This is a genomic window from Pseudomonas sp. NyZ480, assembly GCF_029537255.1.
In the GTDB taxonomy this organism is placed as follows: Bacteria; Pseudomonadota; Gammaproteobacteria; order Pseudomonadales; family Pseudomonadaceae; genus Aquipseudomonas; species Aquipseudomonas taiwanensis.
The window spans coordinates 4,720,415-4,743,234 of record NZ_CP120626.1 but is presented as its reverse complement, the minus strand read 5'-3'; the positions used below and the strand labels follow the sequence as shown (position 1 = coordinate 4,743,234).

Below are 22,820 nucleotides of genomic sequence, written 5' to 3'. Positions count from 1 at the left end.
ACGGGCGTGGCGTGAGGGAAAAAAGGTTTCATCCATGACCGTCCACGCACAGTGAGGCGGTCACGGATGTCGAGGCCAGCGCAGTCTTATTGCTTGCTACCCGGTGGGTACTTGCTCAGCACCTGGGAAATGGTCTTCTGGATCGCGGAATTGCGTTCCTCGGGGCTTGGTGGGTAGTTGTTCATGATTTGTTCGGCACTGCCGCGCCACACCAGCTTGCCATCGTGGCCATCGAACATGTCGACTTGGAGGGTGGCCACCTTGTAGTCGACGCTGCGGGTCTCGTTGTACATCGGGCCACCCCAATAGCCTCCCCAGTAACCACCCCAGCCGCCGCCATAGTTGGTGGTGATCTGTTGCTGGCGTTGCTCGACGATCAGGTAGGCCTGGACCTTCAGATCAGGCCGGGCGCTGCCCTGCGCAGGACGCAGACCACGTTGATCCAGCTCGCTGGCAACTGCCTGACGGATGCGCTGCTCGGTCAGGTCGCTCTTGATGCGAGGGTCATCGGGTCGGTACTGCAAGCCTGGCTCCTGCCATGCCCAGCTGCGATAGGCAGCAAAATCGCGGCTCGCGTCGAAATCCTGTTGGACGTTGTTGCTTGCACAAGCGGCGAACAACAGCGCGAATGACAGCACAACGAGACGGCGCAACATGATGGTTCTCCGTTGAACGTTAACTAGGAGGATAGCCGCTGAGCGCCTTGTGCACCGATTCGCGCAGGGCTTGCTCGCGATCACGTGGTGAGTCCTGGTCGCTGCCGCTTTCGGCGCTGGCGCTCCAGACGGGCTGGCCGTTGCGGGCGTCGAACAGGTCGATGCGTACCACCATCACCTCGACCTCGTAGGTGCGCACGATGGGCACGCTGCCATAGGCCCCATAGCCATTGCGGTAACCGCCGAAGCCGACGCCGCCATAGGGGTAGGGGCCGTAGTAGGGGTCATAGTCGTAATCGCGAACCTGGCGCAGGCGCCGTTCCAGCCGGATGTCGGCGCTCACCAGCAAGTCGCCGGTACCACCTCTGGCCGGGCGTAGCCCGTGCTGGTCGAGGGCACCGCTGACAGCGTCGGCCAGTTGGCTGGGGTCGGCGTTGGCACTGCTGCTGGGCAATTGGCCGTTGCGCCAGCTCCAGCTGCGGTAATGCCCGTAGTCCCGTGTCGGTGCCGGGTAGGCACTGGCATCGAAGGTCGTTGCGGCCTGGGGTGGTGCGGGGGGCAGCGGGCGGCTGCTGGCGACATACGGGTTGGCACCCTGGCAGGCGGCCAGGGCTAACGGCAGCAAGGCCAGGCACAGCAAGCGATACGGCATGTAGTCCTCCCGGCGGGCGGGGTCAGCGGGGGCGGCAGATCCAGTGCAGGTAACGGCCCAAGCCGGCAAAGGCTGGGTGACGACGGTGGGCCAGTTCCATTTCCAGAAGGTCCAGCAGCTCGGCCTTGTCCTGGAATTCCTTGGGCATGTAGTCGTGGAACACCCTGACACCACTTTCACTTTCTACCTGCCACACAGGATCAAGGTGAACCTTGAGCTCACGGGGATCAAGTGGTTTCTGCGGCGTCAGGCTCTGCTTTTCACCTTGCAATCTGTTGCTGCGCAACTTGCGGAAATGGCCTTTGAGCAGGTTGCGGTAGACCAGCGCATCACGGTTGTAGAACGCCAGCGACAACCAGCCGCCTGGGGCGGTCAACTGGTGCAGTACCGGCAGGATGCTTTCGGGTTCGGCCAGCCATTCGAGCACCGCGTGGCACAGCACCAGGTCGTAAGGCTCGGTCAATTGGCCCAGCAGGTCTTGCCAGGGGGCCTGGATGAAGGTGGCTTGTTGCCCGGCTTCGGCAAAACGCGCCTGGGCGCCTTCGAGCATCGGGGCGGCGGGTTCGGCCAGGGTAAGGTGGTGGCCGCGTTGGGCCAGCCACAGTGCCATGTGGCCAAGGCCTGCGCCGATGTCGAGCACCCGCAGCGGGCGGTCGGGCAGGGCGTCGGCCAGGTCGGCCTGGAGCACGGCCAGGCGAATCGCACCTTTGGCGCCGCCGTAGATCTTTTCGGCAAAACGCGTGGCGAGCTCATCGAAGTGACGGTCGTTCATTTGGCGAAGCGCCTCTCGCTGTCGGCCAGCTTGGCGCGCACCACCTGTTCCATGTCCAGGCCCAGTTCGCTGCACAGCAGCAACAGATAGAGAACCACGTCGCCCACTTCCTGGCCGGCGTGGGCGAGTTTGTCCGCGGGCAGTTGGCGTGATTCGTCTTCGCTCAGCCACTGGAAGATTTCCACCAGTTCGGCCATTTCCACGCTGGCGGCCATGGCCAGGTTCTTCGGGCTGTGGAAGCCGCGCCAGTCGTTGTTGTCGCGAATCTGGTGCAGGCGTTCGGTGAGTTCTTGCAGGTTCATCGGGGTCTCCTAATGCTGCATAGCTTCGGTGGAGGCCCGGTGCAAAGCAAGTGGATTCGGGAGGCTTCCAGCCTCGACCTGTCATTGATGCAGTGACGCCGGGCGCGGGAGCCGCTGTGCGGCCCTCTCGCAACCTTGCCATGGGGTTTGCTCCTACCGTGGCGCCCAGCACCCGACCATGTGCAGCAGATCGCCATGCCCGTCTAGCCGCAGTTCACCGCTTGCCCCCGCTTCACTGGCACTGAGCACCACCTCGGACGGCAACCGTACCGGTTTCAGGAAATCCACCTCGAAGCGGTAGCCGCTGCTGGGCAGGTGCGTACGCAGTGCCGCCAGGGCCATGGCCTTGCTCCACATGCCATGGGCGATGGCCTTGGGGAAGCCGAACAGGCGCGCACTGGCAGCGCTGAGGTGGATCGGATTGTAATCGCCGCAGACCCTGGCATATCGCCGGCCGATGTCGCTGTCGGCGTACCAGCGGGTGGCTTCTGGCAATGGGGCGGTGTCGGGGGCAGGTGCTTCTTCGGGCTGCCCATCGAGGCGCAAGCCGCGTACCAGCATGCGGCTGGTTTCGCGCCACAGCAGGCCGAGACTGTCTTCGGCCTCGGTGATCAGGTCGAAGGTGCCGCCTTTGGCGTGCGGCTGAAGGTTCTCGGCGTGAACGGCAAACCGCAGACCGTCGATGCCGCCAAGCGGCCGCAACACGTCGATGCGGTTGTGCACATGCACCAGCCCCAGCAGCGGGAAGGGAAAGTCATGGGCGGTCAGCAACTGCAGTTGCAGGGTGAACGCCATGATGTGCGGGTAGGTACCCGGCAAGCGGCCGTCATCGGGGAAGTGGCAGAGCCGGCGGTAGGCCGCCAGGTTGTCGTGCTGTACATGAAGGAAACAACGCAAGCCCGAGGCCGGAAGCGTGTCGCCGCTGATCTTGCGCTTGCTCGCCGCGCGCAGATAGAGGCTGGCGCGCGCGTCTGGACTGTGCAGGTCGTGCCACTGTCGATCCATGTTCACGCTCCCATCAGCGCCTGGCCGCAAACCCGAAGCACCTGGCCATTGATCGCACCGGAGCCAGGCTGGCTGAGCCAGGCAATCGCCTCGGCGACATCTTGTGGACGCCCGCCCTGGCCCAGGGAGCTCAGGCGTCGGCCGGCTTCGCGAAGCCCCATGGGCATGGCGGCGGTCATATGGGTTTCGATGAAACCGGGGGCCACGGCATTGATGCTGGCGCCTCGCTCGGCGAGCTTCGGCGCCCAGGCCTGGGCAAGCCCGATCAGCCCGGCCTTGCTTGCTGCATAGTTGGACTGGCCACGGTTGCCGGCGATACCGCTGACCGACGCCAGCAGCGTGATGCGAGCCTCTTCGCCCAGGGCGCCGGCGTCATACAGCGCCTGAGTCAATACCTGCGGGGCCTTGAGGTTGACCGCCAGTACTGCGTCCCAGTATTCCGGCGTCATGTTGGCCAGGGTCTTGTCGCGGGTGATACCGGCGTTGTGCACGACGATATCGATTCCGCCGGGCAAGGCTTCAAGCAATCGCGCAGCGGCATCGCTGGCGCAGATGTCCAGGCCCAGCGCCTTGCCGCCGAGCCGTGCGGCCAGGGCGGCGAGGTCCTTCTGGGCCTGGGGTACATCCAGCAGCACGACTTCTGCGCCGTCGCGCGCGAGGGTTTCGGCGATGGCTGCGCCAATCCCGCGTGCGGCCCCGGTGACCAGGGCCCGGCGCCCACCTAGAGGCCGCGTCCAGTCCTGGACCTGGCTGGCGCAGGGCTCAAGACGCAGTACCTGACCGGAGATGAATGCACTCTTGGGCGAAAGGAAGAAGCGCAGGGCCCCTTCAAGTTGATCTTGTGCTCCGGGGGCCACGTACAGCAATTGTGCAGTGGCGCCGTTGCGCAGCTCTTTGGCCAACGAGCGGCTGAAGCCCTCCAAGGCGCGTTGTGCGACGCTGGCCATCGGGTCGTCGAGGCTTTCCGGCGCACGCCCGAGGATCACTACATGGGCACAGGAGGCCAGGCTGCGCAGCAGCGGCTGGAAGAACTCACGCAACTGCTTCAGCCCGTCGCTGTCGGACAGATGACTGGCATCGAACACCACAGCCTTCAACTTTGGCCCAAGGCCGGCGACCCAGGCGGGTGCCTGCAGGTCTTCGCCATTGAAGCTATAGAAATCGTCGGTCAGGCGCGGGGCGATAGACTCGACCTGGTTCGCCAGCGGACCACCGCCGAGCACCAATGCGCCTTCGACCGGGCGCAGGCGGCCGGGTTGCCAGCGCTCCAGGGGCGCGGGGTGGGGCAGGCCCAAGGCATCCACGAGGCGTCGACCGAGGTTGGAGTTGGCGAAGCCTAGATAGCGATCACTCATGTGCGGGTCTCCCTGAATGCAAGCTTGCAAGTGTGGACCAAGTTTGTGGCAAGGTCGTTCGAATGCGGTAAAAACACCTAGGCTGTACGGATCAAATTGTTTCAGGAGGAACATGCGCATGCGTTCAACTCGCCGGGTCGCGATCCTGGGCGGCAACCGAATTCCCTTCGCCCGCTCCAACGGTGCCTATGCCAATGCCAGCAACCAGGCGATGCTCACCATCACTCTGGAAGGCCTGATCGAACGCTACCGGCTGCATGGATTGAAGCTGGGGGAGGTCGTTGCCGGGGCGGTACTGAAGCACTCCCGCGAGATGGCCCTTACCCGCGAGTGTGTGCTGGGCTCACGGCTGTCGCCGCAGACGCCTGCCTATGACATCCAGCAAGCCTGTGCCACCGGCCTTGAGGCGGCGTTGCTGGTGGCCAACAAGATTGCCTTGGGGCAGATCGACAGCGCGATCGCCGGCGGGGTGGACACCACGTCCGATGCGCCCATCGCCGTCGGCGAAGGCTTGCGCCGGATTCTGCTGCAGGCTCACCGGGGCAGGACGCTGGGGGAGCGGCTCAAACCGTTCCTCAAGCTGCGCCCCGGCCACCTGAAGCCAGAACTGCCGCGTAACGAAGAGCCACGCACCGGCCTGTCGATGGGCGAGCATTGCGAACGCATGGCTCAGACCTGGCAGATTGGCCGCGCCGAACAGGACGAACTGGCGCTGCTCAGTCACCAGCGCCTGGCTGCGTCCTATACCGAAGGTTGGCAGGATGATCTGCTGACGCCGTTCATGGGGCTGGCCCGCGACAACAACCTGCGTGGGGACCTGACGCTCGAACAACTCGGTGCGCTGAAACCGGTGTTCGACCGAAGCGGCCAAGGCACGCTGACGCCGGGTAATGCCACCCCGCTGACCGATGGCGCCTCGCTGGTGTTGCTGGGCAGCGAGGAGTGGGCACAGGCGCAAGGCCTCCCGGTGTTGGCGTATCTGGTCGATGGCGAGGCGGCCGCGGTGGACTTCGTCACTGGCAAGGAGGGGCTGCTGATGGCGCCAGCGTACGCCGTGCCGCGTCTGCTGGCGCGCAATGGCCTGACCCTGCAGGACTTCGACTACTACGAAATTCACGAGGCATTCGCCGCCCAGGTGCTGTGCACGCTCAAGGCCTGGGAGGACGCCGACTACTGCCGTGAACGACTGGGTCTCGATGGCCCGCTGGGGGCGATCGACCGCAGCAAGCTCAACGTCAAGGGCAGTTCGTTGGCGGCCGGCCACCCCTTCGCCGCGACGGGCGGGCGGATTCTGGCCAACATGGCCAAGTTGCTGGCGACGGCAGGCAAGGGCCGGGGCTTGATCTCGATCTGCGCGGCGGGTGGGCAGGGGGTCACGGCTATCGTCGAGCGTTGAGCATTTGCACGACAAGCCCACGGTTCAGGCATCCCATCGCCGGCTGGCCGGCGATGAGCCCGATAGTCCCGTGTTAGGCTTGTCTGGTCAGAACTACAAGAAACCCACATGCCGACCATCGGACACCCACGCCCCATCCCAGTGCTGGATCACCTGCCCAGGCCGCTCTACGCCCGTGCCGAAAGCCTTGGCGCCGGCTCCTGGACCACGCGGCACCGCCATGACTGGGTGCAGTTCTCCTATGCCATCAGCGGAGTGCTCGGCGTCTACACCGCGGATGGCAGCTATTTCGCGCCGCCGCAATGGGGCGTGTGGATTCCCGCTGATGCCGAACACGAAGTCGTTACCTCGATGCAGGCTGAAATGCGCAGCCTTTATGTGCGCCGCGATGCCTGCCCGTGGGCGCCGACGCAGTGCCGGGTCCTGGAAGTGACGCCGCTGGCGCGTGAACTCATCAAGCAGTTCTGCCTGTTCCCCGTGGATTACCCCGAAGGCGACAGTCCCGAAGCACGGCTGGTGTCTGTGCTACTCGATCAGTTGCGTACATTGCCTGAGGTTGGGTTCTCACTGCCGTTGCCGCGTCATCCCGGGCTGCTGGCCTTGTGCAACGGCCTGATCGCCACACCCGAGCAGCCGCAGACCCTGCAGGAATGGGCCAGACAGCTGGCGTGTTCGGAGAAAACCCTGATGCGCCTGTTCCAGCGGGAGACGGGCCTGAGCTTTCGCAACTGGCGCCAGCGCATGCGCCTGTTGTCGTCCCTGGCCCTGCTGGAAGCGGGAGAGAGTGTGACCGAGGCGGCGCTGGGCTGTGGTTATGACTCCACCTCAGCCTACATCGCCGCCTTCAAGCAGCTGTTCGGGTCGACCCCCGGCGAGTTGCGGCTCTAGCGGTCAGGTGCGGAAGCGGCGTACCAGCGCATCCAGCTCGTTGGAAAGGCCGGCCAGGCTCTCGGAGTCCTGACGGGCGGCTTGGGCCAGCTCGGCCACCAGTTGCGCATCGCCATGGATCTGGCTGATGTGGCGGTTGATGTCCTCTGCCACTTGGTGCTGCTCTTCCGCTGCCGTCGCGATCTGGGTATTCATGTCGCGGATGATGTCCACCGACTCGCGAATCTGGCCAAAGCTGTCGCGGGCCAGCCCGATCCGGCTGACCGACTGCTGCGACACCTCCAGGCTGGCGTGCATCTGCTCGGCCACCTCGGCGGTACGGCTGGCCAGGTTGCCCAGCAGGCCGTCGATCTCAGCGGTGGAATCGGCGGTGCGCTTGGCCAGGGCCCGTACTTCGTCGGCGACCACGGCGAAACCACGGCCCTGCTCGCCGGCACGCGCGGCCTCGATGGCGGCGTTGAGGGCCAGCAGGTTGGTCTGCTCGGCAATCGAGCGGATGGTGCCGAGGATCGACTGAATGGCGTTGCTGTCACGCTCCAGTTGCTGGATCGACTGCGCCGACTGCTCGATCTCCTGGCTCAGGCGATCGACGCTGTGCACCGCCGCATCGATCTGCTGCTGGCCTTCACGCGCTTGCTGCTGGCCGCTGTCGGCCGATTGCGCGGCCTGGCTGCACGAGCGGGCCACTTCGTTGGCGGTCGCGACCATTTCGTGGAAGGCGGTGGACACCATGTCCACGGCTTCACGCTGGCGCCCGGCGGCTTCGGCCATGTCGCTGGAAACCCGGGTGGAACTGCTGGAGGTGCTGAGAATCTTGGCGGCGGCGGCACCGATGTGCTGAATCAGGCTGCGGATCGCGCCGAGGAACTGGTTGAACCAGCTGGCCAGTTGTGCGGTTTCGTCGCGGCCGCGGATTTCCAGGTTCCGGGTCAGGTCGCCTTCGCCCTGGGCGATGTCTTCCAGACCGCTGGTCACGCTGTTGATCGGGCGCACGATGAGCTTGGCGAACGCCGCGCCGACGACCGCGAACAGCGCCGCCAGCACCAGGGCGATGGTGCCGATCAGCCAAGTCAGGCGGGTAGTGGTCTGCATCACTTCGCTTTGTTCGATCAGGCCGATGAAAGTCCAGCCCAGCTTTTCGTCCGGGTAGACGTTGGCCATGTAGCGGGTGCCGTTGAGCTCGATCTCCACCAGGCCTTTGCCGGCCTTGGCCAGTTCGGCGTAGCCGTCACCAAAGCTGGCCAGTTGTTTGAAGTTGTGGCTGGCATCGCGCGGGTCGACCATCACGTTACCGTTGCTTTCCACCAGCATCAGGTAACCGCTTTCGCCCACTTTGATCTGCTTGACGATCTCGGTCAGGCCTTTGAGCGAGACGTCGATGTTGACCACACCGCCTGGGTTGCCCAGTTTGTTGGCGACAGCGCGTACGGTGCTGACCAGCACGGCATCGTCGGGAGCCCAGTAATAGGCCCCGGTGCGTACGGTCTTGCCGGGGTTGGCCATGGCCTGCTGGTACCACGGGCGTGGGCGTGGGTCGTAGTTGACGAACTTCTGGCCGGCAGGCCAACCGACATAGCCGCCGTCGCTGACGCCGTAGGAGATGTAGGCGTAGCCAGGGTGAGCGTCAGCCAGACGGGTGAAAAAGTCGAGCAGCTGCTGCGCCTGTGCACCCAGTTCATAGGACGGATTGGCACTCATGAACTTGTTCAGCTCGTTACCGGTCGCGGCTACCATGGGCTGCGCGGCCAGAAACTCCACGTTTTGGTCGATGCCCTGGAAGAAGATATTCATCGCATTGCTGACCTGGCGGATTTCCCGGCTACTGCCGTCGAGGAAACCTTCGCGGGCTTCGCCTCGCAGGTTCAGGACCACTAACGTGGCTACCAGCACAATGGGCAAGGCGGCGATGACCGCGAATGCCCAGGTCAGTTTCTGTTTGATGTTCATCGACGCTCCCGGAATTTTTTTCTTTATCGACACACGAGGCAGTAAGCGTTGTATCGGCAGGAGCGTCGGCTTTTTGAGGGGAAACCCCCGTATTTATTGGATAAAGTCGTATTTGGCGACTATTCGGTCGGGTTTAGGCTAATATGGCATACCAAAATGCCAGCAGCGGTGTGCTTTCAGGGGCAGCAAGCGCCACCGTTGGCCAGATCCTTGAGTATTGGGCAGTCTGGCCGGTCGTCGCCCTGGCAGTGCGCGACCAGCTCATCGAGGGTATCGCGCAGGCTGACCAACTCTTCGATCCGGCGGTTCAGTTCGTCGATGTGTTGCATGGCCAGGGCCTTCACATCGGCACTGGCGCGTTGGCGGTCCTGCCACAGGGTCAGCAGCTTGGCGACTTCGTCTAGCGAGAAGCCCAGGTCGCGTGAGCGTTTGATGAAGGCCAGGCGGTGCAGGTCGTCCTGGTGGTACAGGCGATAGCCACTGTCGCTGCGGGTAGCGGGCTTGAGCAGGCCGATGGACTCGTAGTAGCGAATCATCTTGGTGCTGAGCCCGCTGCGGCGGGCGGCCTGGCCGATGTTCATGGGGCCTCCTGCGAGGTGGTGGTGGGTTTCCAGGTTTTCAGCCAAAGGGCATTGCTGACCACGCTGACGCTCGACAGCGCCATGGCGGCGCCGGCCAGTACCGGATTGAGGTAGCCCAGCGCTGCCAGCGGAATGCCGATGAGGTTGTAGATAAAGGCCCAGAACAGGTTCTGGCGAATCTTGGCGTAGGTCTTGCGGCTGATTTCCAGGGCAGCGGGCACCAGGCGCGGGTCGCCACGCATCAAGGTGATGCCGGCCGCCTGCATGGCGACATCGGTGCCACCGCCCATGGCGATGCCGATATCGGCGGCGGCCAGGGCCGGCGCGTCGTTGATGCCATCGCCTACCATCGCCACCACGCCATCCTGCTTGAGTGCGGCGACAGTGGCGGCTTTGTCGGCTGGCAGCACTTCGGCGTGAACGTCATCGATGCCAAGGGCAGCGGCGACCACTTTGGCGCTGCCACGGTTATCACCGGTCAGCAAATGGCTGCTGATGTGGCGTGCCCGTAGGGCCGCGACGGCCTGTTCGGCGCCGGGCTTGAGGCTGTCACCGAAGGCGAACAGGCCAATGACACGGGGCTGTTCGCCGCGCTCGATGAGCCACGACAAGGTACGGCCTTCGGTTTCCCAAGCCTGGGCCTGGGTGGCCAGTGCGCCGGGCTGCAGGCCGCTTTCATCGAGCAGGCGTCGGTTACCCAGGGCCAGTTCGCGGCCTTGTACCTGCCCGGCGATACCGCGCCCGGTCAGGGACTGGCTGTTGGTCACTGTCGGAACATCCAGATTCTGCTCGGCGCAGGCCTGCAGCACAGCCTTGGCCAAGGGGTGTTCGCTGCCGCGTTGCAGGGCGCCGGCCAGGCGGTGCAGTTCTGCGCTGTCCCCGACCAGCGCCTGGCTGTGGACGACACGGGGGCTGCCGGATGTCAGGGTGCCGGTCTTGTCGAACACCACGCGGTTGACCGCATGGGCACGCTCCAGGGCTTCGGCGTCTTTGATCAGGATGCCATTTCGGGCAGCGACACCGGTGCCGGCCATGATCGCCGCTGGCGTGGCCAGGCCCAAGGCGCAAGGGCAGGCGATGACCAGCACCGCGACGGCATTGATCAGCGCGGTTTCCAGCGGCGCACCGGCCAACCACCAGCCCACCAGCGTGATCAGTGCCAGCACCAGCACCGCTGGGACGAACACCTGGCTGACGCGGTCCACCAGCTTCTGTATAGGGGCCTTGGCCGCCTGGGCGTCTTCGACCAGACGGATGATCCGGGCCAGTACGGTTTCCGTGCCCAGTGCCTGGGTGCGTACCAGCAAGCGGCCTTCACCGTTGATGGCACCTCCGGTGACTGTATCGCCTGGCTGTTTGGGCACCGGCAGGCTTTCGCCACTGATCAGGGCCTCGTCGGCATGGCTGCTGCCGTCCTCCACCAGGCCATCGACCGGGAAGCGTTCGCCAGGTTTGACCACGACCAGGTCGTCGATGCGCAACTGGTCGATAGCCACGTCTTGCTCCAGGCCATCGACCCATCGTACGGCGCGGTCGGGGCGCAAGGCTTCGAGGGCGCGGATGGCGCTGGCGGTCTGGCGTTTGGCGCGGCTTTCCAGGTACTTGCCCAACAGCACTAGGGCAATCACCACCGCCGAGGCCTCGAAGTACAGATGCGGCGCCATTTCCCCCGAGGCATTCGCCCACTGGTACAGGCTCAGCCCATAACCGGCGCTGGTGCCCAGCGCCACCAGCAGGTCCATGTTGCCAGTGCCGGCGCGAACGGCTTTCCAGGCGGCTACGTAGAAACGTGCGCCGAGGACGAACTGCACCGGTGTGGCGAGCAGGAACTGCACCCAGGCAGGCAGCATCCAGTGAATGCCGAATGGCTGCACCAGCATCGGTACTACCAGGGGCAGGGCGAGCAACAGTGCCAGGCCGACCGCCAAACGCTCCTTGCGCAGAGGGTGGAGCGCATCGCTCTGCTCATCCGCGCCGGCCTGGGGCAGGCGGGCACTGTAGCCGGCTTTCTCCACCGCCTCGATCAGTTGGCGATCATCCAGCGCCTGCAGCACACGCAGATGGGCTCGCTCACTGGCCAGGTTGACGCTGACCTCCTCGACGCCTGGCAGTTTGCCCAAGGCGCGCTCGACACGGCCTACGCAACTGGCGCAGGTCATGCCACTGATTTCCAGCTCTACGGTACGGGTAGGGACGGCATAGCCTGCTTCGCGCACGGCGTCGACCAGGGCGTGCAGGCTGTCGGCCGGCGCGAGGACGCGGGCCTGTTCGGTGGCGAGGTTGACACTGACCTGTTCAGCGCCAGCGACTTTGCGCAGGGCGCGCTCGACACGGCCAGCACAGCTGGCACAGGTCATGCCGGAGATCGGCAGGTCGAACGTGGTGGATGCGGGCATGGCTCACTCCTTGGACTGGCCTCCAGCATCAACCTTGCCACGTGGGGAAGGTCAATAGCCCAGGCCGGCTCGCTTCAACTCAAGCCCATTGTGCCCCATGGCGATGCGGTATTTGTTGATCTGCCCAGCCTGCAGGTTCAAGCGGGTGCTGCGTTGGTCCTCGATACCCGGGGCGCAGCCAGGCGCTTGCCCTGGCAACAGACGCAAGCGCACGTCCACCGGGCCGGGTGGCAGGTTGAAGGAGGTCGATTGTTCCTGGAATACACGTCCAGAGAGCTGATCGTTGAGGTAGATGCCGATTTCGCAGCTGGTGGCCACCTCCAGGCGCTCGCGGGAAATGATCAACACGCTGTAGTCCGAGTTGCCCTCGGCGTAAGCGGGGGGCGTGGCGGCCAATGCGCCTAGCAACCCGACAACGCCCACTGCTGCCCTGAACATGAGAAATCTCCTACTTGCCAAATCATCAAAGGCGCAGCTTGGCCGAGGTCAAGGCAGATTTCCAGCCCGGCCGTTTACCGCAGAACTTGACCTTGACCCGATGGCAAGGTTGAAACTGAGGCAAATCCTGAAAGGAGGTAACCTCGATGCAAGTGTTCAACGTACAAGGCATGACCTGCGGCCACTGCGTGAAAGCGGTGACCCGAGCGGTGCAGGAACAGGACCCACAGGCGCGTGTTGAAGTCGACCTGGCTGGCAAGCAGGTGCGTGTGCAGAGCGAGCTGGGGAGCGAACGGATTCTGCAAGCGATCCGCGAAGAGGGTTATCAGGCCGAGATGGCGTGAGGATGGGGGCGCACCGCGCCCCACCCTGGAGGCGGCCTGCCAGCGACAACACAGAGTAATCGACGCCAAATCGCCGGGTTTTTGTTGCAAATGTTTTCATACTCAGGCCATCCGCAGCAGGTAGACTTACGCGCTTGCTTAGCCTGCTATGGATTCCTGATGAACCTGAGAATGGTGCTGATCCTGGGCGCATTGAGTGCGTTCGGGCCCTTGGCGATCGACTTCTACCTGCCCGCCTTCCCGGCCATGGCGCAGGCTTTCGCCACCGATGAACAACATGTCCAGACTACCCTGGCGGCCTATTTCCTCGGGCTGTCCATTGGCCAGTTGGCCTACGGCCCGATCGCCGACCGCTTTGGCCGGCGCAAACCGCTGCTGTTCGGTGTGGCGTTGTTCACCGTTGCGTCCTTGGCCTGCGCGTTCGCGCCCAACCTCGACACGCTGATCCTGGCGCGTTTCGTCCAAGCGTTGGGGGGCTGTGCCGGTATGGTCCTGTCGCGCGCCATCGTCAGCGACAAGTGCGATGCGGTGGCGTCGGCCAAGGTGTTCTCGCAGTTGATGTTGGTCATGGGCCTGGCACCGATCCTTGCGCCGATGCTCGGTGGGGTGCTGGTGAACCTTGCCGGCTGGCAGTCAATCTTCCTGACCTTGAGCCTGTTCAGCGCGGCCTGCCTGCTGGCAGTTGGCATGGGCCTGCCGGAAAGCCTGCCTGCGCACATACCCCGGCAGCCGCTGTCTGGCGCCTTGCGTCAGTATTTCCGGTTGCTCAGCGACCGGGTGTTCCTGGGGCATGCCCTGACGGGAGGCATCGCCATCGCTGGGATGTTCGCCTACATTGCAGGTTCTCCGTTCGTATTCATCAAGCTTTACGGCGTGCCTGCCGAGCATTACGGCTGGTTCTTCGGTGCCAACGCCGCGGGCTTCATCCTGGTTGCACAGGTCAATGCCCGCTTGCTGGCCAAGCGTGGTCCTGCCTTCCTGCTGCTGCGCGCCGTCTGGATGTATCTGGCGGCAGGTTTGGTGTTGCTGGGCGTGGCGGCCACGCGGCCGACGCAGTTGTGGCCGCTGCTGGTGCCTTTGTTCGTGTGCATTGCCAGCCTGGGATGCATCATTCCCAATGCGTCGGCTTGCGCCATGAACGGTCAGGGCGCGCGGGCAGGCAGCGCCTCGGCCCTGATGGGGTGCTTGCAGTTCAGTGTCGCCGCAGGCGCGGCGGCACTGGTCGGGCTGTTGCATGATGGCAGCGCGGTACCGATGGCCATGGTGATCAGCTTGTGTGGCGCACTGGTGGTCAGTGTCGCGCTGCTGACCCGGTACTTGCAGGCCAGGCGTCCGGCATGAGCGTGTGAGGTGCCTTCAGGCGGGTTTCCAACGTGGCGACGAAGGCACGCGCCTCGGCTTCACTGCGGAAACTCACCTTGTGCTGATCGAGTTGAACCTGCCAAGGGCAGTTGGGGTTTCGGCTTGATGCAGTGACGACAATCTTCATCGCGGCATACCTCTGAGGGGGCCGGATCAGTGTAGCGCTGTGCCGAGCGCATGCCATGACCGGCTATGGTGTCCTGACTGACGGTCCTGAGGTGCCACCTCCGTGCCCCTTGCAATGCCAGGTGCAATGCCTGGAATCATGTCGAACCTTCGCTTTTGTTTGCGCTACTTTGGGAAGCCTGTTGTCGGCAGTATCTGCGAAGGCAGCGGGCGATCTTTCCTCCAGCTTCGTCTGTAATCCTTCTAGCTTGCGGTTTTGTCACGCCCCATCAGGCGCTGGCCGGGTCTGCTGTGGATAACCCAGGGCTTTCCAGGGTCGGTGCACCCACGGCACGGCCCCCGTACCTGGCAATCCTGAATGGGTGTTTGCCGGGCATATACTGGCGGCGGGGCCAGCGGCAGTGAGTCATGTTTCCCTGCCAGGGGGGCAGACGAAGTGCTGGTGATGCGTGTTGCCACGGTTGGCCATTGGAAACCAAAGTGAGCTTGCAGGGAGTTACCAGGACATGAAAGCAGCCAGCAGCATAAGCCAGATCGCCGGCCTGATGGCAGACCCTAAGCGCAGCGCCATGCTATGGGCGTTGATAGACGGCATACCGCGGCCAGCCGATGAGCTGGCAGTGATGACTGGGCTGACCTCATCCTCGGCGTGCGCGCACCTTTCCCTGTTGTCCTCGGCAGGGTTGCTCAGGTTGGAAGCCAGGGGGCGCAAGCGCTATTTCCGGCTGGCGACGCCTCAGGTGGGGGCGGCGGTCGAGGCCTTGGCCAGCGTGCAACTGGAAAGCGCCAGGGGCGCCGGGGCGAAGGCAGCGCCATTGCAGGTACCGTTGTCAATGCGCAGGGCACGCCGTTGTGGCGATCACCTTGGCGGAGAACTGGCAAGCGAGCTGTACCATCGGCTGGTGGTCGCGGGCTGGCTGGAGGGGGCAGGGCAGCAGTTGCTCGTCAGCGAGCAGGGCCGGGCGGAACTGGCCGCCATTGGCGTCTATATCGAGGCCTTGGCGCCGTGCCAGCAGCGCGCAAGCGCACTCTGTCACTGCAACGAATGGAGCGACCAGGGGCCGCATATCGGCGGAAGCCTGGGTCAGGCGATGTTCAAGCTGTTCCTGCAGTCGGGGTGGATTCGCGAGCCGAAAGGCACACGAGCGTTGCACATATCCGCCATGGGCATTCAGCACATCAATCAGATCGCCCGGGTGAAGACGTTGCAGGTGGGGTAATCAACCACCTGCAATGCCAGGTGTGGTCGATCAGCGAACGAGGCGGGCGTCGAGGCTGTTCTGCGCCAGGCGACGGGCCTGGTCTTCGGTCATGCCCAAGTGTGTGTGCAGGGCATGGAAGTTTTCGGTGACATAACCGCCGAAGTAGGCCGGGTCATCCGAATTGACCGTGACCTTCACGCCGCGCTCCAGCATGTCGAGGATGTTGTGTTGGCCCATGTGTTCGAACACGCAAAGCTTGATGTTCGACAGTGGGCAGACGGTGAGCGGAATCTGTTCGTCGATGATGCGTTGCATCAGGCGTTCGTCCTCGATGGCGCGTACGCCATGGTCGATACGCTGGATCTTCAACAGGTCGATGGCTTCCCAGATGTACTCGGGTGGGCCTTCCTCGCCTGCGTGTGCCACGGTCAAGAAGCCCTCGGCGCGGGCGCGGTCGAAGACGCGCTGGAACTTGCTGGGTGGGTGGCCTTTCTCCGAGCTATCCAGGCCAACAGCGATGAACGCATCGCGGAATGGCAGGGCCTGGTCGAGGGTCTTTTGCGCTTCTTCCTCGCTGAGGTGGCGCAGGAAGCTGAGGATCAGCCCGCTGGAAATACCCAGTTGCTCACGGCCATCCTTGAGCGCCTGGTTGATGCCATTGAGCACCACTTCGAAGGGGATACCTCGGTCGGTGTGGGTCTGTGGGTCGAAGAAAGGCTCGGTGTGGATTACGTTCTGGGCTTTGCAGCGTTGCAGGTAAGCCCAGGTCAGGTCGTAGAAGTCCTGCTCGGTGCGTAGCACGTCCGCGCCTTGGTAATAGAGGTCGAGGAATTCTTGCAGGTTGTTGAAGGCATAGGCACTGCGCAGCGCCTCCACATCCCCCCAGGGCAGGGCGATCTTGTTGCGCTCGGCCAGGGCGAACAGCAGTTCGGGCTCCAGCGATCCTTCAAGGTGCAGGTGCAGTTCGGCCTTGGGCAGGGCGTTCAACCATTCATACATAGGGGGTTATCTCAATCAGGTACGGTTGCCGCCATTCTACAGGGCCTGGCCGGGCAATGCGCCCAGCCAGGCCTGTGTTGCCTCAACCAGCGATCAGTTGGGCGGCTGCCTGGCGGTGGTCGGCGATGAGGCCCTGGATGTCCAGGCCCTCGATCTGGCCGTCGATGACGCGCCACTGGCCGCCGACCATGACCCGGTCGGCACGGTCGGCGCCGCAGAGCAGCAGCGCCGAGAGCGGGTCGTGGCTGCCTGAGAAGCGCAGCTCATCGAGTTTGAACAGGGCCAGGTCGGCCTGTCTGCCGGGGGCCAGCTCACCGATATCCTGGCGGCCCAGCAGGCGTGCGGAGCCTTGGGTGGCCCAGCCGAGGGCGCGTTCGGGGGTGATCTGTTCGGCACCGTAGCGCAGGCGCTGCAGGTAAAGCGCCTGGCGAGCTTCCAGGATCATGTTCGAGGCATCGTTGGACGCCGATCCGTCCACGCCCAGGCCCACCGGAGCACCGGAGGTCTCGAGCTCCACGGTCGGACAGATGCCCGATGCCAGGCGCATGTTCGAGCTGGGGCAGTGGCAGATACCGGTGCCTGCAGCGCCCAGGCGGGCCATTTCATCGCCGTTGAAATGAATACCATGGGCCAGCCAGGTGCGCGGACCGAGCCAGCCGACGCTGTCCAGGTAGTCGACGGTACGCAGGCCAAAGCGCTGCAGGCAGAAGTCTTCTTCGTCGAGGGTCTCGGCCAGGTGCGTGTGCAGGCGCACGTCCAGCTCTTCGGCAAGGGTTGCGCTGGCACGCATGATTTCCGGGGTGACCGAGAACGGCGAGCAAGGCGCCAGGGCGATCTGGATCTGCGCGCCGTCACCGCGCTCGTGGTAGCTGTGGATAAGCCGTTGGCTATCGGCCAGGATCACTTCACCTTGTTGCACCGTCTGCTGAGGCGGCAGGCCCCCGTCGGCTTCGCCCAGGCTCATTGAGCCTCGGGTCAGCATGGCGCGCATGCCCAGCTTACGCACGGCCTCGACCTGCACGTCGATGGCGTTGTCCAGGCCTTGGGGGAACAGGTAGTGATGGTCGGCCGCGGTGGTGCAACCGGACAGCAGCAACTCTGCCAATGCTACCTGGCTTGCCAGTTCCAGCTTGGCCGGTGTCAAGCGTGCCCAGACCGGGTAAAGGGTCTTCAGCCAGGGGAACAATGGTTGGTTCACCACTGGCGCCCAGGCCCGGGTGAGGGTTTGGTAGAAGTGGTGGTGGGTATTGATCAGGCCGGGCAGCACGACGTGCTCGCGGGCGTCGAAAACCTGCTCGCAAGGTTGGCTGGGGCTTTCACCAAGGGCCAGGAGTTCGCGGATACGGCCGTCTTCGATCACCAGTCCGCCGCGGGCGTCGAGGGTGTTGGCGGTGAAGATGGCAAGGGGGGATTTCAACCAGATACGGGTCGCAGGCATGGTGCCGGCTCCTCTGAAAGTGGGTTCAGGTTAGCCAGCTCAGTGTTGCCCTGTCTGCTGATCCAGGTCCGCCGCGTGGGCGAGGCTCCGAGTCTACTGCCTCGCCTCGCGGCTTTCAATTCACCAGGTCAGGCTCTCGCCTTTGTAGTTGATGAAGCGCAGACCGGCATTGCCACGTTGAGCTTCGATTTGCTCGACCATGCCACGGGTGCTGGTCAGCACGTCGATTTCGGCGTTTTCGCCACCCATGTCGGTTTTTACCCAGCCCGGATGCATGGCCAGCACGCAAAGATCGGGACGCTGCGCCTCGACCACCAGGAAGCTGTTGATCATCGAATTCAGCGCAGCCTTGCTGGCCTTGTACAAGCACAGTTCGCTGCCATCGGGAATGGTCACGCTGCCCAGGATCGAACTCATGAAGGCCAGTACACCGCTCCCTTCGCGCACTTGGCCAACCAAACGGCGGGCGACACGGATGGGCGCAACGGCATTGGTCATGAACAGGTCGCCAACATCGGCTGCCTGCACGCCGTCCACATCCTGGGGCAGAGGCCCCATGACGCCCGCATTGACGAATACAAGATCGAACACCTCACCCTGAAGGCTTTGCTTGAGCGCATCGAGCTGGGTGGTGTCGTTCATCTCCAGTTGTTCGATGCGTACGCCGGGCACCTGGCGCAGTGTGTCGGCCTTCTGCGGATCACGCACCGTTGCGATGACCTTCCAGCCCTTTTCGTGCAGACGCTGTACCAGGCCTAGGCCCAGTCCACGCGAAGCGCCAATGACAAGGGCGGTTTTTTGAAGGGACATTGGGGACTCCTTGAGCGTTGGAGGAGAGGGATATTGAGCATAATTCAGCCGGGCAGAAGCTGCCCGATCTGAATTTGGTTAAAAAATGACCACCTTTGCCAGGCCGTGTGCCGCCGGGCACTGCACTCATTGGCTAACGGGTTATCCACAGGCTGCTCCACAGTTAATGTGTGCAACCGATCGGGGTATGATTCGAGACCGGTGGCAAAGTGCTGGGGATAAGTCTTGACCTTTCAGACGTTTGCAGCTGTCATCAAACGGTGATCAAAATATGATCAAAGCGCTGGAGCCCTTTGATAACGGGCGCTGCCGGGGAGTGCTCATAGCTTATCCACAGGCAGGCCCACAGTTGTTGTGAGCAAGCTTCAGCCGATTTCCAGAATGATCCGGCCGCGGCTGAGGTCTGCCAGTTGCTGCTGCAAGGTGGGTATGTGTGCCTGGCCTGCGGCGATGCGCAGGTCGACTCCATTGGCGGTGAACTGTTCGTCCAGCACCAGCCCATCCACTTCGGCCAGGCGCAGTTTCACCAAGGCCAGCTCGCTGAAGGTGCAACTGCAGGTGTATTCACTGCGTTGGACCAACAACCTTTTCGGCGCTTGTTGCAAGCATTTGTTGGCACCTCCGCCGTAGGCCCGGGCCAGGCCGCCTGTGCCGAGCTGGATACCGCCGTACCACCGAATGACCAGCACCACCACTTGGTCGCAGTCCTGCGCCTCGATGGCCGCCAGGATCGGCCGCCCGGCCGTGCCGCCAGGTTCGCCGTCGTCGCTGCTGCGGTATTGCGCGCCCAGTTTCCAGGCCCAGCAGTTGTGGGTGGCGGCCAGGTCGCTGTGGCGTTCGATGAAACTGATCGCCTCGGCGGGGCTAGAGATGGGGCCGGCGAGGGTGATGAAGCGGCTCTTGCGGATTTCCTCGCGAAACTCGCAGAGGTCAAGCAGGGTAGAAGGCATAAGTGGCTATGAGGCGCTCGGCGTGATGCCGCAGCCCTTGAGAATGATGTGGATAAGGTTGTTGCTGGCGTCTTCCATGTCTTGCTTGGTCAGGCGGCTGCGGCCGGTGACCTGGCAGATCTGTGTGGCGAAGTCGGCATAGTGCTGGGTGCTGCCCCACAGCAGGAAGATCAGGTGTACCGGATCGACCGGGTCCATCTTGCCGGCGTCGATCCAGGCCTGGAACACCGCGGCCCGGCCTCGGAACCACTCACGGTAGTCGGCGCTGAAATACTCGGTGAGGCAAGTACCGCCGCTGATCACTTCCATGGCGAAGATTCTCGACGCTTGTGGGTTGCGCCGGGAGAACTCCATCTTGGTGCGGATGTACTGGCTCAGCGCCACAGCCGGGTCGTCATCGACGCTGAGGGCGTTGAAGGTGCTGTCCCACAACTCGATGATGTTGCTGAGCACCGCGATATAAAGGCCAAGCTTGTTGGTGAAGTAATAATGCAGGTTAGCCTTGGGCAGCCCGGCTTTCAGCGCGATGGTATTCATGCTGGTGCCTTTGAAACCATGGCGCGCGAATTCGTCTTCGGCTGCCTGGATGATGGCCTGTTCGTTTTTCTGGCGGATGCGGCCAGCGGGCTTGCCTGAGGCAGAGAGGCGATGCGCAGGGACTTCAAGGGTCATGGACGATTCCGTACGGGTCAGTGGCTGCGGCTGTCGGACAAGATTACCTTCCTGCGCCGAACTGACAAGCGTTAGCGTCAGAGACAGGCATCAGCGCGTCGCTGCCAGGCTTTCGAGGAAGCTTTCCAGTACCAGATTCGGCCGGCGTCCCTTGCGGGTCACCCAGCTCAGGCTCAGGTCATAGAAGCGTTGGCCGGATTTCAGCGCGCGCAGTCGGCCCTGCTGGACCCAGAAGCTGGCGTAGTGGTCGGGCAGGTAGCCGATGTAGCGTCCGGTCAGGATCAGAAAGGCCATGCCTTCGCGATCCGATGCACTAGCGGTGCAGTGCAGGGCCTGATAGTGAGCCTGGATGTCGCTTGGCAGGCGGAACGTAGGGGCGATAGCTTCCTGGCTGTTGAGGCGTGCGTCGTCGATTTGCTGGTCATCGGCGTAGAACAGTGGGTGCCCCACCGCGCAATAAAGCAGCGAACGCTCGCTGTACAGGGGTTCGTATTCCAATCCTGAAAGAGGGCTGGTCTGCGGTACCACGCCGACATGCAGGCTGCCGTCGAGCACACCCTGCTCGACCTGGCTGGGGGCGATCATACGGATGTTGATGCGCACGTCGGGGCCCCGGTCCTTCAGTTCTGCCAGGGCGTGGGTGATGCGCATGTGCGGCAGGGTCACCAGGTTGTCGGTCAGGCCGATGTTCAGCTCGCCACGCAGGTGCTGGTGCAACCCGTTGACCTCGGTACGAAAGGTCTCCAGGGCGCTGAGCAACTGCAGCGCCGAGTGATACACCTCGCGTCCCTCCTCGGTAAGCGAGAAGCCGGCGCGTCCGCGCTGGCACAGGCGCAAGCCCAGGCGTTGCTCCAGATCGTTCATCTGCTGGCTGATGGCCGAGCGCCCGATGCCCAAGACGTTCTCGGCGGCAGAGAAACCACCGCACTCGACTACGCTGCGGTAGATCTTCAGCAGACGAATGTCGAAATCGCTGACTTGTGCGAGAGGGTCGGGACGTCGGCTCATAAGTTTAGTTTTGTTCAATCTGAAGATTAGAAATGTTGGCTTTTTCAGACTTTATCGCCGTGCCAACTTAGCTGCAACAACATCCATCGTTGCCTAATCGTCTCTCGAGGAACCGCCGATGAACATGCCGGAAACCGCCCCTGCAGGAATGGCCAGCCAGCTCAAGCTGGATGCGCACTGGATGCCTTACACCGCCAACCGCAACTTCCAGCGCGACCCGCGTCTGATCGTGGCTGCATCGGGCAACTACCTGACCGATGACAAGGGCCGCAAGATTTTCGACGCCCTGTCGGGCCTGTGGACCTGCGGCGCCGGTCACACGCGTCAGGAAATCACCGAGGCGGTCGCACGTCAGCTCGGCACCCTGGATTACTCCCCCGCGTTTCAGTTCGGGCACCCGCTGTCGTTCCAGTTGGCTGAGAAAATCGCCGAGCTGACCCCGGGCGACCTGAACCATGTCTTCTATACCAACTCCGGTTCCGAGTGCTGCGACACCGCGCTGAAGATGGTACGTGCCTACTGGCGCCTGAAGGGCCAGGCCACCAAGACCAAGATCATCGGCCGCGCCCGTGGCTACCATGGTGTGAACATCGCTGGCACCAGCCTCGGTGGCGTCAACGGCAACCGCAAGATGTTCGGCCAGCTGCTGGACGTCGACCACCTGCCTCACACCGTGCTGCCGGCCAACGCCTTCTCCAAGGGCTTGCCGGAGGAGGGCGGAATCGCCCTGGCCGACGAGATGCTCAAGCTGATCGAACTGCACGATGCCTCGAACATCGCCGCAGTCATCGTCGAGCCCCTGGCCGGTTCGGCTGGCGTGTTGCCGCCACCGAAGGGGTATCTCAAGCGTCTGCGCGAAATCTGCACCCAGCACAACATCCTGCTGATCTTCGACGAAGTGATCACCGGCTTCGGCCGCATGGGCGCCATGACCGGCTCCGAGGCCTTCGGCGTGACCCCTGACCTGATGTGCATCGCCAAGCAGGTCACCAATGGTGCCATCCCGATGGGCGCGGTGATCGCCAGCAGCGAGATCTACCAGACCTTCATGAACCAGCCGACCCCGGAATACGCCGTGGAATTCCCACACGGCTACACCTACTCGGCTCATCCAGTGGCCTGTGCCGCCGGTATCGCCGCGCTCGACTTGCTGCAGAAGGAAAACCTGGTGCAATCGGCTGCCGAGCTGGCGCCGCACTTCGAGAAGCTGCTGCATGGCGTCAAGGGCACCAAGAATATCGTCGATATCCGCAACTACGGCCTGGCTGGCGCGATCCAGATCGCTGCCCGTGATGGCGATGCCATCGTCCGTCCGTACGAGGCGGCGATGAAACTGTGGAAAGCCGGCTTCTATGTGCGCTTCGGGGGCGACACCCTGCAGTTCGGGCCAACCTTCAACACCAAGCCGCAGGAGCTGGACAGCCTGTTCGATGCGGTAGGCGAAGCCCTGAACCAGATCGACTGACCTTTCCGACTTTGACGTAGGGCGCGTGCTCAGCACGCGCCTGGCTCAACCCTCTT

General features: G+C 63.4%; 23 protein-coding genes. 6 read left to right on the top strand and 17 right to left on the bottom strand.

Annotated elements, in window-relative coordinates; translation table 11 throughout:
• Nucleotides 1–86: 86 nt before the first annotated feature.
• From P3R38_RS21770 to P3R38_RS21745, 6 genes are all read right to left on the bottom strand, one after another.
• Complete coding sequence (locus P3R38_RS21770; RefSeq protein WP_277686593.1) at nucleotides 87–656, bottom strand: DUF4136 domain-containing protein; 570 nt, start codon at nucleotides 654–656, stop codon at nucleotides 87–89.
• Nucleotides 657–675: 19 nt separating this feature from the next.
• The gene (locus tag P3R38_RS21765) at nucleotides 676–1,308 is read right to left on the bottom strand and encodes a DUF4136 domain-containing protein (RefSeq protein WP_023382497.1); all 633 of its coding nucleotides are present in this window, start codon (nucleotides 1,306–1,308) and stop codon (nucleotides 676–678) included.
• Nucleotides 1,309–1,330: 22 nt separating this feature from the next.
• Nucleotides 1,331–2,080 carry a methyltransferase domain-containing protein gene (locus tag P3R38_RS21760; protein ID WP_023382496.1) on the bottom strand — a complete coding sequence of 250 codons (750 nt, stop codon included), beginning with the start codon at nucleotides 2,078–2,080 and terminating at the stop codon, nucleotides 1,331–1,333.
• Nucleotides 2,077–2,382 carry a MazG-like family protein gene (locus P3R38_RS21755; RefSeq protein ID WP_027907505.1) on the bottom strand — a complete coding sequence of 102 codons (306 nt, stop codon included), beginning with the start codon at nucleotides 2,380–2,382 and terminating at the stop codon, nucleotides 2,077–2,079. The genes P3R38_RS21760 and P3R38_RS21755 overlap by 4 nt, the downstream gene beginning before the upstream one ends.
• 153 nt (nucleotides 2,383–2,535) lie before the next feature.
• Nucleotides 2,536–3,387 carry a MaoC/PaaZ C-terminal domain-containing protein gene (locus P3R38_RS21750; RefSeq protein ID WP_277686592.1) on the bottom strand — a complete coding sequence of 284 codons (852 nt, stop codon included), beginning with the start codon at nucleotides 3,385–3,387 and terminating at the stop codon, nucleotides 2,536–2,538.
• A gap of 2 nt (nucleotides 3,388–3,389) precedes the next feature.
• Complete coding sequence (locus P3R38_RS21745; protein WP_277686591.1) at nucleotides 3,390–4,742, bottom strand: 3-oxoacyl-ACP reductase; 1,353 nt, start codon at nucleotides 4,740–4,742, stop codon at nucleotides 3,390–3,392.
• Nucleotides 4,743–4,860: 118 nt separating this feature from the next.
• Between P3R38_RS21745 and P3R38_RS21740 the strand changes: the two genes are divergently transcribed.
• Both P3R38_RS21740 and P3R38_RS21735 read left to right on the top strand, forming a co-directional pair.
• Nucleotides 4,861–6,138 carry an acetyl-CoA C-acetyltransferase gene (locus P3R38_RS21740; RefSeq protein ID WP_186599073.1) on the top strand — a complete coding sequence of 426 codons (1,278 nt, stop codon included), beginning with the start codon at nucleotides 4,861–4,863 and terminating at the stop codon, nucleotides 6,136–6,138.
• Nucleotides 6,139–6,246: 108 nt separating this feature from the next.
• Nucleotides 6,247–7,026, top strand: coding sequence for a helix-turn-helix transcriptional regulator (locus tag P3R38_RS21735; RefSeq protein ID WP_023382491.1), 780 nt, complete (start codon nucleotides 6,247–6,249; stop codon nucleotides 7,024–7,026).
• Nucleotides 7,027–7,029: 3 nt separating this feature from the next.
• Here P3R38_RS21735 and P3R38_RS21730 read toward each other — a convergent pair whose 3' ends face one another.
• The 4 genes from P3R38_RS21730 to P3R38_RS21715 form a co-directional block, all read right to left on the bottom strand.
• Nucleotides 7,030–8,973 carry a methyl-accepting chemotaxis protein gene (locus tag P3R38_RS21730; RefSeq protein WP_023382490.1) on the bottom strand — a complete coding sequence of 648 codons (1,944 nt, stop codon included), beginning with the start codon at nucleotides 8,971–8,973 and terminating at the stop codon, nucleotides 7,030–7,032.
• A 176-nt stretch (nucleotides 8,974–9,149) separates the two neighbouring features.
• A complete protein-coding gene (gene cueR, locus P3R38_RS21725; RefSeq protein ID WP_023382489.1) occupies nucleotides 9,150–9,554 on the bottom strand; it encodes a Cu(I)-responsive transcriptional regulator in 405 nt (134 codons plus the stop codon).
• Nucleotides 9,551–11,950: a heavy metal translocating P-type ATPase gene (locus tag P3R38_RS21720; RefSeq protein ID WP_104881221.1), complete on the bottom strand. Its 2,400-nt coding sequence runs from the start codon at nucleotides 11,948–11,950 to the stop codon at nucleotides 9,551–9,553. The genes cueR and P3R38_RS21720 overlap by 4 nt, the downstream gene beginning before the upstream one ends.
• Before the next feature lie 51 nt (nucleotides 11,951–12,001).
• Nucleotides 12,002–12,388: a hypothetical protein gene (locus P3R38_RS21715; RefSeq protein ID WP_023382487.1), complete on the bottom strand. Its 387-nt coding sequence runs from the start codon at nucleotides 12,386–12,388 to the stop codon at nucleotides 12,002–12,004.
• A gap of 146 nt (nucleotides 12,389–12,534) precedes the next feature.
• On the opposite strand from P3R38_RS21715, the gene P3R38_RS21710 reads away from it, so the two are divergent.
• Together P3R38_RS21710 and P3R38_RS21705 are read left to right on the top strand one after the other, a co-directional pair.
• Nucleotides 12,535–12,732 (top strand): cation transporter, encoded by a 198-nt coding sequence (locus P3R38_RS21710; RefSeq protein WP_023382486.1) that lies wholly within the window; start codon nucleotides 12,535–12,537, stop codon nucleotides 12,730–12,732.
• A 159-nt stretch (nucleotides 12,733–12,891) separates the two neighbouring features.
• Nucleotides 12,892–14,073, top strand: coding sequence for a multidrug effflux MFS transporter (locus P3R38_RS21705; protein WP_104883266.1), 1,182 nt, complete (start codon nucleotides 12,892–12,894; stop codon nucleotides 14,071–14,073).
• On the opposite strand, the gene P3R38_RS21700 is transcribed toward P3R38_RS21705, so the two are convergent.
• Nucleotides 14,024–14,221 carry a hypothetical protein gene (locus tag P3R38_RS21700; protein ID WP_081669694.1) on the bottom strand — a complete coding sequence of 66 codons (198 nt, stop codon included), beginning with the start codon at nucleotides 14,219–14,221 and terminating at the stop codon, nucleotides 14,024–14,026. The two genes, P3R38_RS21705 and P3R38_RS21700, sit on opposite strands and share 50 nt — an antisense overlap.
• A gap of 505 nt (nucleotides 14,222–14,726) precedes the next feature.
• Here P3R38_RS21700 and P3R38_RS21695 point away from each other — a divergent pair.
• Nucleotides 14,727–15,440: a helix-turn-helix transcriptional regulator gene (locus P3R38_RS21695; RefSeq protein WP_027907509.1), complete on the top strand. Its 714-nt coding sequence runs from the start codon at nucleotides 14,727–14,729 to the stop codon at nucleotides 15,438–15,440.
• A gap of 30 nt (nucleotides 15,441–15,470) precedes the next feature.
• On the opposite strand, the gene P3R38_RS21690 is transcribed toward P3R38_RS21695, so the two are convergent.
• The 6 genes from P3R38_RS21690 to P3R38_RS21665 form a co-directional block, all read right to left on the bottom strand.
• Complete coding sequence (locus tag P3R38_RS21690) at nucleotides 15,471–16,421, bottom strand: adenosine deaminase (RefSeq protein ID WP_023382482.1); 951 nt, start codon at nucleotides 16,419–16,421, stop codon at nucleotides 15,471–15,473.
• An 82-nt stretch (nucleotides 16,422–16,503) separates the two neighbouring features.
• Nucleotides 16,504–17,859, bottom strand: coding sequence for an 8-oxoguanine deaminase (locus tag P3R38_RS21685; RefSeq protein ID WP_023382481.1), 1,356 nt, complete (start codon nucleotides 17,857–17,859; stop codon nucleotides 16,504–16,506).
• 120 nt (nucleotides 17,860–17,979) lie between these two features.
• Nucleotides 17,980–18,669: an SDR family oxidoreductase gene (locus P3R38_RS21680; protein ID WP_023382480.1), complete on the bottom strand. Its 690-nt coding sequence runs from the start codon at nucleotides 18,667–18,669 to the stop codon at nucleotides 17,980–17,982.
• Nucleotides 18,670–19,034: 365 nt separating this feature from the next.
• Nucleotides 19,035–19,619 carry a YigZ family protein gene (locus tag P3R38_RS21675; protein ID WP_277686590.1) on the bottom strand — a complete coding sequence of 195 codons (585 nt, stop codon included), beginning with the start codon at nucleotides 19,617–19,619 and terminating at the stop codon, nucleotides 19,035–19,037.
• Between the two features lie 6 nt (nucleotides 19,620–19,625).
• Entirely contained in the window at nucleotides 19,626–20,291 is a 666-nt protein-coding gene (locus P3R38_RS21670) for a TetR/AcrR family transcriptional regulator (protein WP_023382478.1), read from the bottom strand.
• 90 nt (nucleotides 20,292–20,381) lie between these two features.
• Nucleotides 20,382–21,299: a LysR family transcriptional regulator gene (locus tag P3R38_RS21665; RefSeq protein WP_277686589.1), complete on the bottom strand. Its 918-nt coding sequence runs from the start codon at nucleotides 21,297–21,299 to the stop codon at nucleotides 20,382–20,384.
• A gap of 118 nt (nucleotides 21,300–21,417) precedes the next feature.
• On the opposite strand from P3R38_RS21665, the gene P3R38_RS21660 reads away from it, so the two are divergent.
• Nucleotides 21,418–22,764 (top strand): aspartate aminotransferase family protein, encoded by a 1,347-nt coding sequence (locus P3R38_RS21660; RefSeq protein ID WP_023382476.1) that lies wholly within the window; start codon nucleotides 21,418–21,420, stop codon nucleotides 22,762–22,764.
• Nucleotides 22,765–22,820: the final 56 nt, after the last annotated feature.

Coding starts and splice junctions, on each gene's coding strand:
- P3R38_RS21770 (WP_277686593.1), bottom strand. CDS start 656: ATGTTGCGCCGTCTCGTTGTGCTGTCATTCGCGCTGTTGTTCGCCGCT.
- P3R38_RS21765 (WP_023382497.1), bottom strand. CDS start 1,308: ATGCCGTATCGCTTGCTGTGCCTGGCCTTGCTGCCGTTAGCCCTGGCC.
- P3R38_RS21760 (WP_023382496.1), bottom strand. CDS start 2,080: ATGAACGACCGTCACTTCGATGAGCTCGCCACGCGTTTTGCCGAAAAG.
- P3R38_RS21755 (WP_027907505.1), bottom strand. CDS start 2,382: ATGAACCTGCAAGAACTCACCGAACGCCTGCACCAGATTCGCGACAAC.
- P3R38_RS21750 (WP_277686592.1), bottom strand. CDS start 3,387: ATGGATCGACAGTGGCACGACCTGCACAGTCCAGACGCGCGCGCCAGC.
- P3R38_RS21745 (WP_277686591.1), bottom strand. CDS start 4,742: ATGAGTGATCGCTATCTAGGCTTCGCCAACTCCAACCTCGGTCGACGC.
- P3R38_RS21740 (WP_186599073.1), top strand. CDS start 4,861: ATGCGTTCAACTCGCCGGGTCGCGATCCTGGGCGGCAACCGAATTCCC.
- P3R38_RS21735 (WP_023382491.1), top strand. CDS start 6,247: ATGCCGACCATCGGACACCCACGCCCCATCCCAGTGCTGGATCACCTG.
- P3R38_RS21730 (WP_023382490.1), bottom strand. CDS start 8,973: ATGAACATCAAACAGAAACTGACCTGGGCATTCGCGGTCATCGCCGCC.
- cueR (WP_023382489.1), bottom strand. CDS start 9,554: ATGAACATCGGCCAGGCCGCCCGCCGCAGCGGGCTCAGCACCAAGATG.
- P3R38_RS21720 (WP_104881221.1), bottom strand. CDS start 11,950: ATGCCCGCATCCACCACGTTCGACCTGCCGATCTCCGGCATGACCTGT.
- P3R38_RS21715 (WP_023382487.1), bottom strand. CDS start 12,388: ATGTTCAGGGCAGCAGTGGGCGTTGTCGGGTTGCTAGGCGCATTGGCC.
- P3R38_RS21710 (WP_023382486.1), top strand. CDS start 12,535: ATGCAAGTGTTCAACGTACAAGGCATGACCTGCGGCCACTGCGTGAAA.
- P3R38_RS21705 (WP_104883266.1), top strand. CDS start 12,892: ATGAACCTGAGAATGGTGCTGATCCTGGGCGCATTGAGTGCGTTCGGG.
- P3R38_RS21700 (WP_081669694.1), bottom strand. CDS start 14,221: ATGAAGATTGTCGTCACTGCATCAAGCCGAAACCCCAACTGCCCTTGG.
- P3R38_RS21695 (WP_027907509.1), top strand. CDS start 14,727: ATGAAAGCAGCCAGCAGCATAAGCCAGATCGCCGGCCTGATGGCAGAC.
- P3R38_RS21690 (WP_023382482.1), bottom strand. CDS start 16,421: ATGTATGAATGGTTGAACGCCCTGCCCAAGGCCGAACTGCACCTGCAC.
- P3R38_RS21685 (WP_023382481.1), bottom strand. CDS start 17,859: ATGCCTGCGACCCGTATCTGGTTGAAATCCCCCCTTGCCATCTTCACC.
- P3R38_RS21680 (WP_023382480.1), bottom strand. CDS start 18,669: ATGTCCCTTCAAAAAACCGCCCTTGTCATTGGCGCTTCGCGTGGACTG.
- P3R38_RS21675 (WP_277686590.1), bottom strand. CDS start 19,619: ATGCCTTCTACCCTGCTTGACCTCTGCGAGTTTCGCGAGGAAATCCGC.
- P3R38_RS21670 (WP_023382478.1), bottom strand. CDS start 20,291: ATGACCCTTGAAGTCCCTGCGCATCGCCTCTCTGCCTCAGGCAAGCCC.
- P3R38_RS21665 (WP_277686589.1), bottom strand. CDS start 21,299: ATGAGCCGACGTCCCGACCCTCTCGCACAAGTCAGCGATTTCGACATT.
- P3R38_RS21660 (WP_023382476.1), top strand. CDS start 21,418: ATGAACATGCCGGAAACCGCCCCTGCAGGAATGGCCAGCCAGCTCAAG.